The sequence below is a fragment of the Seohaeicola sp. 4SK31 genome (assembly GCF_028802875.1).
Lineage (GTDB): Bacteria > Pseudomonadota > Alphaproteobacteria > Rhodobacterales > Rhodobacteraceae > Seohaeicola.
Genome location: NZ_JARAMP010000013.1, coordinates 38,068 through 53,432, shown reverse-complemented (window position 1 = coordinate 53,432; position 15,365 = coordinate 38,068). Strand labels below are relative to the sequence as shown.

Below are 15,365 nucleotides of genomic sequence, written 5' to 3'. Positions count from 1 at the left end.
TGTGAACTAGGCGACAGTTGAGCCGCCCGCGGCTCAACGTTGCGCCACCTCCCATGCAGGATGGACCCAAGGTTCCCTGTTATCGGCAGGCAAGGGATCACGCCCCAAAAGGTGATCGCTGACCTTCTCGCCCACCATGATCGAGGGAGCATTGAGATTTCCATTCGTGATCCGCGGAAAGATGCTGCTGTCGGCCACGCGCAGCCCGTCCACGCCGATCACCCGCGCCTGCGGGTCCACGACGGCCAGCGGATCATCCGCGCGCCCCATGCGGCAGGTGCCGCAGGGATGATAGGCGCTTTCGGCATGCGCGCGGATGAAATCATCCAGTTCAGCATCGCTCTGGACGGCGGCACCCGGCTGAATCTCGTGCTTGACGAAGGGTTTGAACGCCTCTTGCGCGAAAATCTCGCGGGTCAGGCGGATGCACTGCCTGAACTCCCACCAATCCTGCGGATCGGACATGTAATTGAAGCGGATCAGCGGATCTGCCATCGGATCAGAGGATCGCAACGAGACAGCCCCGCGCGAGGGGCTGCGCATCGGGCCGACATGGGCCTGGAACCCGTGTCCCTCGGCCGCGATCTTGCCGTCATAGCGCACAGCGATGGGCAGGAAATGAAACTGGATGTCGGGATAGTCGATCCCCGCCCGCGAACGGATGAAGCCCGCGCTTTCAAACTGGTTGCTGGCCCCCAGTCCCTTGCCTGTGAACAACCACTGTGCCCCGATCAGCGCCTTGCCCCAGAGGTTCCAGTATTTGAACAGGCTGATCGGCTGGCTGGCAGCCATCTGGATATACAACTCCAGATGGTCCTGCAGGTTCGCCCCGACACCGGGCCTGTCGGCCAGAACAGGGATACCCTGCTCCGCCAGATGCGCAGCGGGGCCGATCCCGGACAGCATCAACAGCTTGGGCGAGTTGATTGACGACGCCGCCAGCACAACCTCGCGCCGGGCACGGATCACTTCGGTGCCACCGCCACGCGCAACCTCGACCCCGACGGCGCGGCCGTTCTCGATCACGACGCGGCGCGCAAAGGCCCGGATCAGACTGCAATTGGGCCGTTTCAGCGCAGGCCGCAGATAGGCATTGGCCGCAGACCAGCGCTGCCCGCGATACACTGTCTGCTCCATCGGGCCAAAGCCTTCCTGACGCTCGCCGTTGTAATCATCGGTGACGCCGTAGCCCGCCTGCCGCCCGGCTTCGACAAAGGCGTGAAACAGCGGGTTCTTGCGCGGCCCGCGCGTCACATGCAGCGGGCCATCCGTGCCGCGCCAGCCATCCTGCCCGCCATGAGACTGCTCCATCCGCCGGAAATAGGGCAGCACATCCGCATAGCCCCAGCCATCCGCGCCCTGATCGCGCCAATGGTCGAAATCGCGCGCATGGCCGCGCACATAGACCATGCCGTTGATGCTGCTGGACCCGCCGATCACCTTGCCGCGCGGCACGGCCAGACGGCGATTGTTCAGATGCGGTTCAGGTTCCGACTGAAACCCCCAGTCATAGCGCTTCATGTTCATCGGATAGGACAGCGCCGCAGGCATCTGGATGAAAGGACCGGCATCCGTGCCGCCATGTTCGATCACCAGCACGGACTGGCCCGCCTCGGCCAGCCGATAGGCCATAGCGCAGCCCGCGCTGCCCGCCCCCACGATCACGAAATCCGCTTCCATCGTCACTGTCACTTGTCCTGTCTGTCTCAATGATCAGCCCGCCCCGTTCCGCCATGCCGGCGCGGGGTGGGCGGGTGGGCGCGCCAGCATGGCGGCCCCGGCAGCTGGTCAGAACGGCGCCTCGACCCGGCCCATCCGCACAAAAACCGATTTCAGTTGGCTGTAATGTTCGATCGCCGCTTTCGCGTTCTCACGCCCCACACCGGACATCTTGGTGCCGCCGAAGGGCACCTCGACCGGGGCATCGTTATAGCTGTTGATATAGCAGGTGCCGGCCTCCATCCGGCCTACGACCCGATGCGCGCGGGACAGGTCGCGGGTGAACACGCCCGCCGACAGACCGAATTCCGTGTCATTGGCCCGCGCGATGACCTCATCCTCATCATCGAAATCCAGCACGCACATGACCGGGCCAAAGATTTCCTCGCGTGCGATGGTCATGTCGTCGGTCACATCGGCAAAGACCGCAGGCGTGATCCAGAACCCGTCGCGGTCCAGCCGCTTGCCGCCGCAGACAAGCCGCGCACCGTCCTCGACGCCCTTCGCGATATAGCGCTGCACGATGCCCAACTGTCCTTCGGACACCATCGGCCCGAAATTGGTGCCCTCATCCAGCGGATCGCCGATCACGGCTGCGGACAACCGTTCAGCCAGACGCGCAAGGAACGCCTCACGGATGCCTTTCTGGACATACACCCGCGTGCCGTTGGAACAGACCTGACCCGAGGAATAGAAATTCCCCAGAATCGCGCCGCCCACCGCATCCTCGAGATCGGCGTCATCAAAGATGATCAGGGGCGATTTGCCACCCAGTTCCATCGTCACATGCTTCATCCCATCGGCGGCGGCGGCATAGACCTTGCGCCCCGTCGGCACCGACCCGGTCAGCGACACCTTGGCGACCCTTGGATCGCTGACCAACGCCGCACCGACAGCGCCACGCCCCTGAATGACGTTGTAAAGACCGGCCGGCAGCCCCGCTTCGTGCAGGATCTCCGCGATCTTCAGCGCGCAAAGCGGCGTCACCTCGGAAGGCTTGAAGATCATCGCATTGCCGCAGGCCAATGCCGGGGCCCCCTTCCAGCAAGCAATCTGGGTGGGATAGTTCCAAGCCCCGATCCCCACGCAGACTCCCAACGCCTCGCGCACCGTATAGGCCCAGTTTTCGCCAAGCGGGATATGCTCGCCCGTCAGGCTGGCCGCCAACCCCCCGAAATATTCCAACGCATCCGCCCCGCTGGTCGCATCGACATAGAGCGTCTCGGACAGCGGTTTGCCGGTATCATGGGTTTCCAGAATGCTGAGTTCGCGATTGCGTTCCCGGATCATGTCGGCAGCACGGCGCAGGATGCGGCCGCGCTGCACGCCGGGCAATGCGGCCCATGCCTTCTGTGCCGCCCGCGCGCTTGTCAGCGCCTCCTCGACAACGGCAGGTGTCGCCTCATGCACCCGCGCGATCACCTGTCCGGTTGCGGGATAGACCACGTCAATGGGCGCGCCCGCCGTATCCTCGACGTAACGGCCGTTCACGAAATGGCTGGCGGTGGGCTGTGTGGCGAAACTTGTCATTTTGCGTATTTCCGGAACAGTGAAAGGGAGGGGTCGGCGCGGATCATTCCCCGCGCGGAAAGCGTTTGCTGTCTTCAAGGACGTTCAGGTCCATGTGGTTGCGCATGTAGCGTTCGGACGCCTTTTGCAGCGGCTGGAAATCCCAAGGGTAGTAGCCGCCCTGACGCAGCGCCTCATAGACGACCCAGCGGCGGGCTTGGGATTCCCGCACCTCGGCGTCAAAGCGGGCAAGGTCCCAGCGCGCCTCACTCTTGGCGCGCAGGCTGGCCAGCGTGCCCGCATGCGCGGGATCACCGGCAAGATTGGTCAATTCGTGCGGGTCGGCGTCCAGATCGAACAGCATCTCGGGGTCCAGCGCACAGCGCGTGTATTTCCAGCGCCCATACCGCAGGCCGACGAGCGGCGCCTCGGACGCCTCGGCGGCATATTCCATCGCCACCGGGCTGGTGCGGTCGAACCCCTGCGCCAGGGGCACAAGGCTTTCGCCCGTGGTCCAGGGCATCACCTCATCCATGCTGACGCCCGCAAGATCGCAAAGCGTGGGACAGACGTCGATCGTGCTGACCGGCGTGTCGATCCGCCCCGCAGGCAAGGCAGGCGCCGCGATCATCAGCGGCACGCGGGCAGAGCCTTCGTAAAAGCACATCTTGTACCACAGCCCCCGCTCGCCCAGCATATCGCCGTGGTCACTGACAAAGACCACCACCGCCTGCTGGCGCGTTGCCTCAAGCGTGGAGAATATCTCGCCGATCTTGTCATCAAGATATGAGATATTGGCAAAATAAGCGCGCCGCGCCCGCGCCACCATCTCATCCGTCAGATCGAAGGACCGCCAGTCATTGGCGTCGAAAATGCGCTTGGAATGGGCATCCTGCTGATCATAGGGGATCTGCCCGATATCAGGCATCAGATGGGCGCAATCCGCGTAAAGGTCCCAGTATTTACGTCGCGCCACATAAGGGTCATGCGGATGGGTGAAGCTGACCGTCAGGCACCACGGGCGGCTGTCCGCCCCGCGTGACAGGTCATAGATCTTCTGCACCGCCTGATGGGCGACATCATCGTCATATTCCATCTGGTTCGTGATCTCGGCCACGCCCGCGCCCGTGACGGACCCCATGTTGTGATACCACCAGTCGATCCGCTCTCCGGGTTTGCGGTAATCCGGCGTCCAGCCGAAATCGGCGGGGTAGATATCCGTCGTCAGACGCTCCTCGAACCCGTGCAACTGATCGGGCCCGACGAAGTGCATCTTGCCCGACAGACATGTGTAGTATCCCGCCCGGCGCAGGTGATGGGCATAGGTCGGGATGCTGGAGGCGAATTCGGCGGCATTGTCATAGACCCGCGTGGCACTGGGCAACTGGCCGGACATGAAACTGGCCCGCCCCGGCGCGCACAGGGGCGAGGCGGTGTAAGCCTTGGCAAACCGCGCCGACCGCGCCGCCAGCGCCTTGAGGTTGGGGGCATGCAGCCAATCGGCAGGACCATCCGGGAACAGCGTGCCATTCAACTGATCCACCATCACGATCAGGATATTGGGCCGTGCCCGATCATCCCTCATGCCGTTCCCCTTTCGATTTCCAGATCAAGACACCCCAGCACTGTCGCCACGGCGACCGCGCTGTCGGGCTGGCCCTGCCCCAACGACTGCCGCAGATAGACCCCGTCGATCAAAGCGGCGACCCGGTCGGCCACATCGGGCGCGCGCGGTCCGACCAATGGGCGCAGATCACGGGTCAGGTTCGACCGCAGCCTGCGCTGATAGACCGCCAGCAGCCGCCGCGCATCTTCGGACACCTGCGCCAGCACATAGAAGTTCAGCCATGCCGCGACCACCTCGCGGCGGAAGTTGCTGCCCGCGAAACTGGCGCGCACGATGGCCTCCAACCGCTCCTGCGGACCCGTCGCCATCACCAGTGCGCCGCGCACGCCTGCGGCGTAAACAGTCAGCGTATGGCGCATCGCGGCAAGGAAAATCTGCTCCTTCCCGCCGAAGTAATGATGCGCCAAAGCCGAGGACATCCCCGCCCGCCGCGCGATCTGCGCCACCGTCACATCCAGCGACCCGGTGCTGCCGATCTCGGCAATTGTTGCTTCCACCAGGGCGGCCCGGCGTATAGGCTCCATCCCGAGCTTGGGCATCGTTTTCTCCAATAAACTTGCCCCGAGACGCTAAATGCTTTTTTATTGACTCGTCAATCAAGAACAACACGGGAGAGACCGATGACCCTGAAACCCGCCCTCACAGCCCTTGCCCTGCTGGCAGCCACCCCCGCCTTCGCACAATGCGACAAGGTCACATTCTCGGATGTGGGCTGGACCGACATCACGGCGACGACCGCTGCAACATCCGTGGTTCTCGAGGCGCTGGGTTATGAGACCGAGACCAAGATCCTCTCAGTGCCGGTCACCTATATCTCGCTGTCCAAGGGGGATATCGACGTGTTTCTGGGAAACTGGATGCCCACGATGGAGGCCGATATCGCCCCCTATCGTGACGCAGGCACCGTGAACACCGTCCGCACCAACCTGACCGGTGCGAAATATACACTGGCCGTGAACCGCGCCGCCGCCGATCTTGGCATCGCCAGCTTTGCCGATATCGCAACACATGCCGAAGCCCTTGAAGGCAAGATCTACGGGATCGAGGCCGGCAATGACGGCAACCGCCTGATCATGGACATGATCGCCGCCGATGCCTTTGGTCTGGGCAGCTTCACCGTCGCCGAAAGCTCGGAACAGGGGATGCTGGCGCAGGTCACGCGTGCCGACCGGCGCGGCGAGCCGATCGTCTTTCTGGGATGGGAACCGCATCCCATGAACGCCAATTTCGACATGACCTATCTGGAAGGCGGCGATGACTGGTTCGGCCCGAACCTTGGCGGCGCGGAAGTGCGGACCAACACCCGCGCAGACTATGCCGCCGAGTGCCCCAACCTTGGCACCTTCTTCGGCAATCTCGAATTCACCCTCGCGATGGAGAACGAGATCATGGGCGCCATCCTGAACGAAGGCACAGACCCCGCCGAGGCCGCCAAGACATGGCTGACAGCAAACCCCGATATGCTGGACAGCTGGCTGGCCGGTGTCACCACCCGCGACGGGGCCGAGGCCCTGCCCGCCGCCCGCGCCGCACTGGGGCTGTAAGATCGCTTCGACCGCGAAGGCTCCTTCCCCCGTCGCGGGAAGGGGCCGTCGCGGGGGGCTGACAGACCGGAAAGGGCGCGCCATCCGATGAACTGGTTGACCGACACCAAGATCCCCGTGGGCGACTATGCCGACCGGGCCTTCGCATGGCTGGAAATCAATGCGGCTTTCTTCTTCGACGGCATGTCCGACGGGCTTGAGGCGCTGATCGCCGGTATTCTCTGGGTCTTGCAGACGCCGCACCCCCTTGTGGTGATCGGGGCGTTCGTCGCGCTGACCGTGCTGGTGCAGCGCAGTTGGAAGCCTGCCGTTCTGGTGGGTCTTGGGTTCTTGTTCATCGTCAATCAGGGCTACTGGACCCAGACCACCCAGTCGCTGACGCTGGTGCTGGCGGCCTGCGTCGTCTGCATGGGTCTGGGCGTGCCCATCGGGATCGCCGCCGCGCATCGCCCTGCCCTCTATCGCGCGATGCGGCCCGTGCTGGACCTGATGCAGACGCTGCCCACATTCGTCTATCTTATTCCCGCAATTGTCTTTTTCGGCATTGGCATGGTGCCAGGCCTGATCGCCACCGTGATCTTCGTGCTGCCCGCGCCGATCCGCCTGACCCATCTGGGCATTACCGCGACACCAACAGCCCTGCTTGAGGCGGCGCAGGCCTTCGGCGCGACCCCGCGCCAGACGCTTCTGAAGGTCGAACTGCCCTATGCCCTGCCGCAGATCATGGCCGGGCTGAACCAGACCATCATGCTCTCGCTGTCGATGGTGGTGATCGCCGCGCTGGTCGGCGCTGACGGCCTCGGCGTGCCAGTGCTGCAAGCGCTGAACCGCGTGAACCCGGCCTTGGGTTTCGAATCCGGGCTGGTGATCGTCGTGCTGGCCATTCTTCTGGACAGGATGCTGAGGATCGAGCGCAAATGACCCGCACCAGCGCCCCCAAGGACACCGCAGGCATCGCCGTGCGCTTCGACAATGTCTCGATCGTCTTCGGCGATCAGCCGGAACGTGCGCTTCCCCTGATGGACAAAGGCCTCAGCCGCTCTGAAATCCAGCAAAGCACCGCACAGGTGCTGGGCGTGCATGATTGCAGCCTCGACGTGACCGAAGGCGAGATCCTTGTTCTGATGGGTCTGTCGGGATCAGGCAAATCCACCCTTCTGCGGGCGGTCAACGGCCTCAATCCGGTATGCCGCGGGGCGGCGCATGTCTGCGACGGGAATGTTCTGGTCGATGTCACCCATGCCGACGCGGCCACGCTTCGGCGCATCCGCCTGCACCGCGTGGCAATGGTGTTTCAGCAGTTCGGTCTGCTGCCATGGCGCACCGTGCGCGAGAATGTGGGCCTCGGACTGGAACTGGGCGGCATGGGCAAGGCCGAACGCCGCGCGCGAGTCGATGCGCAGCTTGAACTGGTCAACCTGACCCAATGGGCCGACCGCCGCGTCGGAGAATTGTCGGGTGGCATGCAGCAGCGCGTGGGGCTGGCCCGCGCCTTTGCGACCGAAGCCCCGATCCTGCTGATGGACGAACCGTTTTCGGCCCTCGACCCGCTGATCCGCGCCAAACTGCAGGATGAATTGCTGGAACTGCAATCCGCGCTCAAACGCACGATCATTTTCGTCAGCCACGATCTGGACGAGGCCTTCAAGATCGGCAACCGCATCGCCATCATGGAGGGCGGGCGGATCGTGCAATGCGGCACGCCGCAACAGATCTTCACCAACCCCGCCACCGATTATGTGGCCGAATTCGTGGCCCATATGAACCCGCTGGGCGTGCTGACCGCCGAGGATGTGATGCACCCCCTGCAAGGGACCGAGACCGGCCCGGCCATCCGGCAAAAGGCGCCGCTGCGCGATGTCATGCTGGCATTGCAGGCCGCAGGTGACGCGACGCTGATCGTGCAGGATGCCCAAGGCCGCCCCCTCGGACGGATCACCAGCGCGGCGGTGCTGGACGGTCTGCTGGACCCGCGCGGCACGGCGGCGCAGTCGGCCTGATCCGCAAGGGCGGTAAATTGAGTATTTGGGGAACGATGAAGGGCAAAGCGCCCCTCAGACCTTGGTCGCGGGCGCGGGCGGCGTGACAAGGCGGCGCTTCAGCATCGCCTCGCGCCATGTGATGAAGGTGACGGAGCCGAGGATCACCAGACCGCCGATCACCACCCAGATATCCACGCCCTCGTCAAAGAACAGCGCGCCCAGCGACACGGCCCAGACAAGTTGCAGGAAACTCACGGGCTGCGTCACGGTCACAGGGGCCGCAGCAAAGGCCAGCGTCATCGTGTAGTGCCCCGCTGTGGCCAGCAGCGCGACCATGGTCAGCACGACAAGCGCCTCGGCCGTGGGCGGCACCCAGACCGCGATGGCCATGGGCGCCAGACCCACGGTCACCCAGATTGACAGCATCCCCACCACGATGGCGGCATTTGTCTCGTCCGTCAGCAGTTTTGCCAGCAGGTAGGAGGCACCAAAGACTACCGCCGCCCCCAGCATCGCCAGATGGCCGGGGCCGATCTCGCGAAAGCCGGGCCGCAGGATGATCAACGCCCCGATCAGCGCCACCACGACCGCAACCACGCGCCGCGCAGCCAGTTTCTCGCCCAGAAAGACCGCCGCCCCCAATGTGACATAGATCGGCGCCAGATAGTTCATCGCCGTCACATCCGCGATCGGAATCCGCGCCATGGCATAGAACCAAAGCGCCACGCCAATGGAATGCGACAGGCCGCGGATGGTGAACAGGCTCCAGTGCCGGCGCGTCAACCGGGTTGCCAGAATGGGACGGATCAGGGGGATCAGAAACACAAGCCCGATGGCATAGCGCAGAAAGGCCGCCTCGGGTGCAGGGATGCCAGGTCCAAGATACTTGACCAGAGCGGTGACCCCCACGAACAGAAGGCCCGTCACCACCATCCAGAAAACACCCAGAACCGGGCGGGCCTGTCTTTGCTCACTGCTCATGCGGGCATCAAGTCACGAAGCCCGGCGGGCTGCAAGGGGCCGACAGGACATTGCGCGCGTTTTTCGAACCCTACGCGCCGCGGATCAGCGCCGCCGCGATGGCCCACATCAACAGACCCACGCAAAGATCCAGCACGCGCCACGCTTGCGGGCGCGCGAACAGCGGGGCCAGCCGCCGTGCGCCGTAACCCAGCGTGAAGAAAAACACGAAACTCGCTGTCATGGCTCCGATGGCAAAGCTCACCCGATCCTCATATTGCGCGGCCACGCTGCCCAGCAGAACCACCGTGTCCAGATAGACATGCGGGTTCAGCCATGTCAGCGCCAGACAGGTCACCAGCACGGGCCCCAACGCCTCGACCGCGCCCCCCTCGACCATCAGAACCGCCCCGCCACGCCAAGCCGACAGCAGCGCGCGCGCGCCATAGACGATCAGGAACAGCGCCCCGCCCCAGCGCATCACCGGCTCGATCCAGGGTGCCGCTTGCGCCAGACTGCCAAAGCCCGCCACGCCTGCGGCAATCAACGCCGCATCGCTCAATGCACAGGTCAGACAGACTGCAAAGACATGGCTGCGACGCAAGCCCTGCCTGAGGACAAAGGCATTCTGCGCCCCGATCGCAAGGATCAGCGACAGCCCCAGCCCAAAGCCCGCACTCATCGTCTGCATCGCCGGCCTCCCGCACTTGTCCGGAACGCCGGATATCCCCCGCCCGTGACGGGGTCAATCAGGGCCCGCTGCTTCTTCTTGCTTCAAATATACGCAGCGCGACGCCGGCCCAAGACGCAGGGTCAGCGGTTCAGAATGCCCGGCAGGTTCAGCCCATGGTCACGCGCGCAATCCAGCGCGATGTCATAGCCCGCATCCGCATGGCGCATCACCCCCGTCGCCGGATCGTTCCAGAGGACCCGTTCCAGCCGCCGATCCGCCTCAACGCTGCCATCGCAGCAGATCACCATGCCGGAATGCTGCGAAAAGCCCATGCCCACGCCGCCGCCATGATGCAGGCTGACCCACGTGGCCCCTGAGGCCGTGTTCAGCAGCGCATTGAGCAGAGGCCAGTCGGACACAGCGTCCGAGCCATCCTTCATCGCTTCCGTCTCGCGGTTCGGACTGGCGACCGAGCCGCTGTCCAGATGGTCGCGCCCGATCACGATGGGCGCGCTCAATTCGCCATTGCGCACCATCTCATTGAACGCCAGCCCCAGCTTGTGCCGCAGCCCCAGCCCGACCCAGCAGATCCGCGCGGGCAAGCCCTGAAAGCTGATCCGTTCCCGCGCCATATCCAGCCAGTTGTGCAGATGCGGATCGTCGATCAGCTCTTTCACCTTGGCGTCGGTCTTGTAGATGTCCTCGGGATCGCCCGACAGCGCGCACCAGCGGAACGGCCCCACCCCGCGACAGAACAGGGGCCGGATATAGGCGGGCACGAAACCCGGAAAGGCGAAGGCGTTCTCCAACCCCTCCTCCAGCGCCATCTGGCGGATATTGTTGCCGTAATCCAGCACCGGCACGCCCGCGTTCCAGAAATCCACCATCGCGGCCACATGCACCTTCATGCTGGCGCGGGCGGCGGCCTCCACCGCCTTGGGCGCGCTGTCCTGCTTGGCGCGCCATTCGGCCACGCTCCAGCCCTGCGGCAGATAGCCATGCACCGGATCATGGGCCGAGGTCTGATCGGTCACGATGTCGGGACGCATTCCCCCGGCCTGCATTCGCGCGAAAAGCTGCGGGAACACATCCGCCGCATTGCCGATCAAGGCCACGGATTTCGCCTCGCCCGCCTTGGTCCAGCGGTCGATCATCGCCAGGGCTTCGTCCAGATCGCGCGTCTTTTCATCGACATAGCGGGTCCGCAGCCGGAAATCGGCGCGAGTCTCGTCGCATTCCACCGCCAGACAGCAGGCCCCCGCCATCACGGCTGCCAAGGGCTGCGCGCCGCCCATGCCGCCCAAGCCGCCTGTCAGGATCCAGCGCCCTTTGAGTGATCCGCCATAATGCTGCCGCCCCGCCTCGACGAAGGTCTCATAGGTGCCCTGCACGATTCCTTGCGTGCCGATATAGATCCACGATCCGGCGGTCATCTGGCCATACATCGCCAGACCCTTCTTATCGAGTTCGTTGAAATGATCCCAAGTTGCCCAATGCGGCACGAGGTTGGAATTCGCGATCAGCACGCGTGGCGCATCCGCATGGGTGCGAAACACGCCCACGGGTTTGCCCGATTGCACCAGCAGCGTCTCATCCGCGTTCAGATCGGTCAACGCGGCGACAATCGCATCAAAATCCTCCCATGTCCGCGCCGCGCGCCCGATCCCGCCATACACCACCAACTCATGCGGGTTTTCCGCCACATCGGGATGCAGGTTGTTCATCAGCATCCTCAGCGGCGCCTCGGTCAGCCAGCTTTTGGCGGTCAGCGTGGTTCCGGTCGGCGGGAAAACGTCGCGCGAATTGTGGCGGCTGCCGATGATACGGGGCGTGGTCATGTCAGAACCTTTCTGTCTACAAGGGATTGAAGCGCATCAAGGACCAGCGCCAATGTTGCGCGTAAGCGCGCGGCGCGGCCCTCGTCCCAGCGCCACGGCGGGGCCTCTTCCATGTAGGTGGACTGGGCCAGTTCCATCTGGATCGCATGGATGCCCGCGCCGGGTTGACCGTGGTGCCGCGTGGTCCAGCCACCGCGAAAACGGCCGTTCACGACCGTGGAATAGCCCTGTGCCGCACGGCAGATCTTTTCCATAGTTTCTTCCACAAGCGGCGCGCAACTTGTGGATAGATTCGTGCCGATGTTGAAATCGGGTAATGTTCCCTCGAACAGATGCGGAATCCGCGACCGGATCGAATGACAATCGTAAAGGATCGCAACGCCGTGCATCGCCCTGATCCGCGCCAGTTCTGTGGATAACGCGGCGTGATAGGGCGTGTGATGCGCCGCAATCCGCGCCGCGACCTCGGCGCTATCAGGCGCATGCCCCGGCAGGTGGATGGGTGCTCCGTCGAAATCAGTCACCGGACACAGCCCCGTCGTCGCCTGACCGGGGTAAAGGCTGGCATCATCCGCCCCCCGGTTCACGTCGATCACATAGCGGTGCACGGTCTGGCGGACGATCGTAACGTCCGCGCGCAAGCCATTGTAAAGCCTGTCGATATGCCAATCCGTATCCGCCAGTTCGCGCCCCCGGTCGTTCAAGCCCGCCCAGACCTCGGGCGGCACGTCAAGCCCGGTGTGGGGCAGACCCAATACGATGGCGCCCTGCCCGCGTGTGACCTCGACGCTCATCCTGCGATCTCCAGCGCGACACCCGCCGCCGCCTGCGCCTCGCCACCCGCGATCAAGGATTGCCCGACAGCCAGATCAGGTGCCATGTAGCGATCCGCCCCCAGCGTCGCCACCTGCCCGCGCACCCGCGCCAGCACCGCCCGCAAGGGCGCGGATGTCTGCAAGGGCGCGCGGAATTCGATCCCCTGACACCCCGCCAGCAACTCGACCCCCAGAATGGCCGACAGGTTGCGGTTCATCCGCGCCAGACGCACCGCGCCATGGGCGGCCATGCTCACATGATCCTCCTGATTGGCGCTGGTGGGCGTGCTGTCGGTGGAACAGGGATTGGCCAGATGCTTGTTCTCGCTCATCAAGGCGGCTGTCGTCACCTCGGCGATCATGAAGCCTGAATTCAACCCCGGATCGGGCGTCAGAAATGGCGGCAGATCGAAACTCAGCGTCGGATCAACCATCAGCGCCACCCGTCGCTGCGAAATCGCGCCAATCTCGGCAATGGCCAGCGCGATCTGGTCAGCGGCAAAGGCCACGGGTTCCGCGTGGAAATTCCCGCCCGACACGATCCGCCCTTCCTCCAGAAGGACCAGTGGGTTGTCGGTCACGGCATTCGCCTCGATCTCCAAGGTGCGCCCGGCCATGCGGAGCAGGTCCATGCACGCCCCCGCCACCTGCGGCTGACAGCGGATGCAATAGGGGTCCTGCACGCGGGTATCGCCCTCGCGGTGACTGTCGCGGATGGCAGAGCCTTCCATCAAGCCGCGCATGACCGCGGCAACGGCGATCTGGCCCGCATGACCGCGCAGATCATGGATACCCGCCAGAAGCGGCGCATCCGACCCCATGATCGCATCGGTGGACAGGCAGGACGTCACGACCGACCCTTCCAGATTGCGCCACGCATCGAACAGCCCCCCCAAGGCGGCAGCGGTCGAAAACTGTGTCCCGTTGATCAGCGCCAACCCCTCTTTCGGGCCAAGCACCACAGGGGTCAGCCCCGCCGCCGCCAGCGCCTCGGCACCGGGCATCCGCCGCCCCTGATACACGGCCTCACCCGCCCCGATCATGACAGCCGCCATATGCGCCAAGGGTGCCAGATCACCCGAAGCCCCGACCGAGCCTTGCTGCGGGATCACCGGCAAGACATTGCAAGCCAACATTCCCTCGATCAGCGCGATCACCTCCCAGCGCACGCCGGATGCCCCGCGCGCCAGACTCGCCGCCTTGAGCATCAGCATCAGCCGCACCAAAGGTGCCTCCAGCGGATCACCCAGACCGCAGCAATGCGACAGGATCAGGTTGCGCTGCAGAATCGCCGTATCCTCGGGCGCGATCTTGCGGCTGGCCAGCTTGCCGAAGCCGGTATTGACGCCATACACCGCCGCCTGCCCCCGCGCCGCCTCGGCCACCATCGCGGCGGCTTGCTCCACGCCGGCACGCGCGGCCGGATCAATCGGCGGCACCGGCGCGCCTGCGTGAACGGCCGCCAATTGCGCCAATGTCATATGCCCCGGATGGATCATGCCTGCCCCCTGAAATAACGCCGAAACAAGGGGTTGCCCCCGATGCGATAGGCCAGTTCCGCAGGATCTGCCACATCCCAGACCGCCAGATCAGCCACGGCCCCGGCCCGGATCACCCCCTGATCCCGCAAGCCCAGCGCGCGCGCCGCGTTGACCGTCACACCCGCCAAAGCCTCTGCCGGGGTCAGGCGAAACAGCGTGCAGCCCATGTTCATCGCCAGCAGCAGCGAGGTCATGGGCGACGATCCCGGATTGCAATCCGTGGCCAGCGCCATCGGAACACCTGCCGCACGAAACGCAGCCACAGGCGGCACCCGCACCTCGCGCAGCGTATAGAACGCGCCGGGCAACAGCACCGCGACCGTCCCCGCCGCCGCCATCGCCGCCACATCGGCCTCGCCCGCATATTCCAGATGATCCGCCGACAGCGCGCCATACCGCGCCGCCAGACTGGCCCCACCCAGGGATGACAGTTGCTCGGCATGCAGTTTCACCGGCAGGCCCAAGTCTCGCGCCAGATCGAACACGCGGCCTATCTGGGCAGGCGTGAAGGCGATCCCTTCGCAGAACCCATCCACCGCATCGACCAGCCCTTCGACATGGGCGGCGCGCAGTCCGGGCAACACCACCTGCTCCAGATAATCATCGCTGCGCCCCGCATATTCCGGCGGCACCGCATGCGCCGCCAGCCAGCTTGTCACCACCTGCACCGGGCGCACCCCTGCAATGGCCCGCGCCACCCGCAACATCCTGAGTTCGGTTTCAATATCAAGGCCATAGCCCGACTTCACCTCGATCACCGCCACACCTTCGGCGATCATCGCATCGACGCGGATCAGGGCCTGTGCCAGAAGCTCCGCCTCCGATGCTTGCCGCGTGGCCCGCACGGTGGACAGGATACCGCCCCCGGCACGTGCGATATCGGCATAGCTTGCCCCCTCCAGCCGCTGCGCGAATTCCGCGGCGCGGCTCCCGCCATGGACCACATGCGTATGGCAATCGATCAGCGCAGGCGTAACCAACCGCCCCGCCAACCGCTCGACATGATCCGCATCCGGCGCATCCGCCGCCGCTCCGGCCCAGAGGATGCGCGCGCCGTCCATCAACACCGCACCATCCAGCAACGCCGCGCCATCGGTCATCGGCATCAGGGCCAGCTCTGTCAGAAGTGTCCGCGTCATAAGGGTTGATTCCAATTT

General features: G+C 64.6%; 13 protein-coding genes. 3 read left to right on the top strand and 10 right to left on the bottom strand.

Annotated features, from left to right (window positions below; translation table 11 throughout):
- Nucleotides 1-33: 33 nt before the first annotated feature.
- From betA to betI, 4 genes are all read right to left on the bottom strand, one after another.
- Complete coding sequence (gene betA, locus PVW27_RS12245) at nucleotides 34-1,680, bottom strand: choline dehydrogenase (protein ID WP_274558256.1); 1,647 nt, start codon at nucleotides 1,678-1,680, stop codon at nucleotides 34-36.
- A 108-nt stretch (nucleotides 1,681-1,788) separates the two neighbouring features.
- The gene (betB, locus tag PVW27_RS12240) at nucleotides 1,789-3,249 is read right to left on the bottom strand and encodes a betaine-aldehyde dehydrogenase (protein ID WP_274558096.1); all 1,461 of its coding nucleotides are present in this window, start codon (nucleotides 3,247-3,249) and stop codon (nucleotides 1,789-1,791) included.
- Nucleotides 3,250-3,292: 43 nt separating this feature from the next.
- Nucleotides 3,293-4,813: a choline-sulfatase gene (gene betC / locus PVW27_RS12235; RefSeq protein ID WP_274558095.1), complete on the bottom strand. Its 1,521-nt coding sequence runs from the start codon at nucleotides 4,811-4,813 to the stop codon at nucleotides 3,293-3,295.
- Entirely contained in the window at nucleotides 4,810-5,394 is a 585-nt protein-coding gene (gene betI / locus PVW27_RS12230) for a choline-binding transcriptional repressor BetI (RefSeq protein WP_274558093.1), read from the bottom strand. The genes betC and betI overlap by 4 nt, the downstream gene beginning before the upstream one ends.
- A gap of 81 nt (nucleotides 5,395-5,475) precedes the next feature.
- On the opposite strand from betI, the gene choX reads away from it, so the two are divergent.
- From choX to choV, 3 genes are all read left to right on the top strand, one after another.
- The gene (gene choX, locus PVW27_RS12225; RefSeq protein ID WP_274558091.1) at nucleotides 5,476-6,399 is read left to right on the top strand and encodes a choline ABC transporter substrate-binding protein; all 924 of its coding nucleotides are present in this window, start codon (nucleotides 5,476-5,478) and stop codon (nucleotides 6,397-6,399) included.
- A gap of 87 nt (nucleotides 6,400-6,486) precedes the next feature.
- Entirely contained in the window at nucleotides 6,487-7,320 is an 834-nt protein-coding gene (gene choW / locus PVW27_RS12220) for a choline ABC transporter permease subunit (protein ID WP_274558089.1), read from the top strand.
- Nucleotides 7,317-8,399, top strand: coding sequence for a choline ABC transporter ATP-binding protein (choV, locus tag PVW27_RS12215; protein WP_274558087.1), 1,083 nt, complete (start codon nucleotides 7,317-7,319; stop codon nucleotides 8,397-8,399). The genes choW and choV overlap by 4 nt, the downstream gene beginning before the upstream one ends.
- A gap of 54 nt (nucleotides 8,400-8,453) precedes the next feature.
- On the opposite strand, the gene PVW27_RS12210 is transcribed toward choV, so the two are convergent.
- The 6 genes from PVW27_RS12210 to hutI form a co-directional block, all read right to left on the bottom strand.
- Entirely contained in the window at nucleotides 8,454-9,362 is a 909-nt protein-coding gene (locus PVW27_RS12210) for a DMT family transporter (RefSeq protein WP_274558086.1), read from the bottom strand.
- A 70-nt stretch (nucleotides 9,363-9,432) separates the two neighbouring features.
- Nucleotides 9,433-10,032, bottom strand: a complete 600-nt coding sequence (locus tag PVW27_RS12205; RefSeq protein ID WP_274558084.1) for a LysE/ArgO family amino acid transporter — start codon at nucleotides 10,030-10,032, stop codon at nucleotides 9,433-9,435.
- 122 nt (nucleotides 10,033-10,154) lie between these two features.
- Nucleotides 10,155-11,852 carry a urocanate hydratase gene (gene hutU / locus PVW27_RS12200; protein WP_274558082.1) on the bottom strand — a complete coding sequence of 566 codons (1,698 nt, stop codon included), beginning with the start codon at nucleotides 11,850-11,852 and terminating at the stop codon, nucleotides 10,155-10,157.
- Nucleotides 11,849-12,646, bottom strand: a complete 798-nt coding sequence (gene hutG, locus PVW27_RS12195; RefSeq protein ID WP_274558080.1) for an N-formylglutamate deformylase — start codon at nucleotides 12,644-12,646, stop codon at nucleotides 11,849-11,851. The genes hutU and hutG overlap by 4 nt, the downstream gene beginning before the upstream one ends.
- A complete protein-coding gene (gene hutH / locus PVW27_RS12190) occupies nucleotides 12,643-14,166 on the bottom strand; it encodes a histidine ammonia-lyase (RefSeq protein ID WP_274558078.1) in 1,524 nt (507 codons plus the stop codon). The genes hutG and hutH overlap by 4 nt, the downstream gene beginning before the upstream one ends.
- Nucleotides 14,163-15,347, bottom strand: a complete 1,185-nt coding sequence (hutI, locus tag PVW27_RS12185) for an imidazolonepropionase (protein ID WP_274558077.1) — start codon at nucleotides 15,345-15,347, stop codon at nucleotides 14,163-14,165. Before hutI ends, hutH begins: the two co-directional genes overlap by 4 nt.
- Nucleotides 15,348-15,365 lie beyond the last annotated feature (18 nt).

What these genes read in the sequence shown, in the direction of transcription:
- betA (WP_274558256.1), bottom strand. Translation starts at nt 1,680, where the DNA reads ATGGAAGCGGATTTCGTGATCGTGGGGGCGGGCAGCGCGGGCTGCGCT.
- betB (WP_274558096.1), bottom strand. Translation starts at nt 3,249, where the DNA reads ATGACAAGTTTCGCCACACAGCCCACCGCCAGCCATTTCGTGAACGGC.
- betC (WP_274558095.1), bottom strand. Translation starts at nt 4,813, where the DNA reads ATGAGGGATGATCGGGCACGGCCCAATATCCTGATCGTGATGGTGGAT.
- betI (WP_274558093.1), bottom strand. Translation starts at nt 5,394, where the DNA reads ATGCCCAAGCTCGGGATGGAGCCTATACGCCGGGCCGCCCTGGTGGAA.
- choX (WP_274558091.1), top strand. Translation starts at nt 5,476, where the DNA reads ATGACCCTGAAACCCGCCCTCACAGCCCTTGCCCTGCTGGCAGCCACC.
- choW (WP_274558089.1), top strand. Translation starts at nt 6,487, where the DNA reads ATGAACTGGTTGACCGACACCAAGATCCCCGTGGGCGACTATGCCGAC.
- choV (WP_274558087.1), top strand. Translation starts at nt 7,317, where the DNA reads ATGACCCGCACCAGCGCCCCCAAGGACACCGCAGGCATCGCCGTGCGC.
- PVW27_RS12210 (WP_274558086.1), bottom strand. Translation starts at nt 9,362, where the DNA reads ATGAGCAGTGAGCAAAGACAGGCCCGCCCGGTTCTGGGTGTTTTCTGG.
- PVW27_RS12205 (WP_274558084.1), bottom strand. Translation starts at nt 10,032, where the DNA reads ATGCAGACGATGAGTGCGGGCTTTGGGCTGGGGCTGTCGCTGATCCTT.
- hutU (WP_274558082.1), bottom strand. Translation starts at nt 11,852, where the DNA reads ATGACCACGCCCCGTATCATCGGCAGCCGCCACAATTCGCGCGACGTT.
- hutG (WP_274558080.1), bottom strand. Translation starts at nt 12,646, where the DNA reads ATGAGCGTCGAGGTCACACGCGGGCAGGGCGCCATCGTATTGGGTCTG.
- hutH (WP_274558078.1), bottom strand. Translation starts at nt 14,166, where the DNA reads ATGATCCATCCGGGGCATATGACATTGGCGCAATTGGCGGCCGTTCAC.
- hutI (WP_274558077.1), bottom strand. Translation starts at nt 15,347, where the DNA reads ATGACGCGGACACTTCTGACAGAGCTGGCCCTGATGCCGATGACCGAT.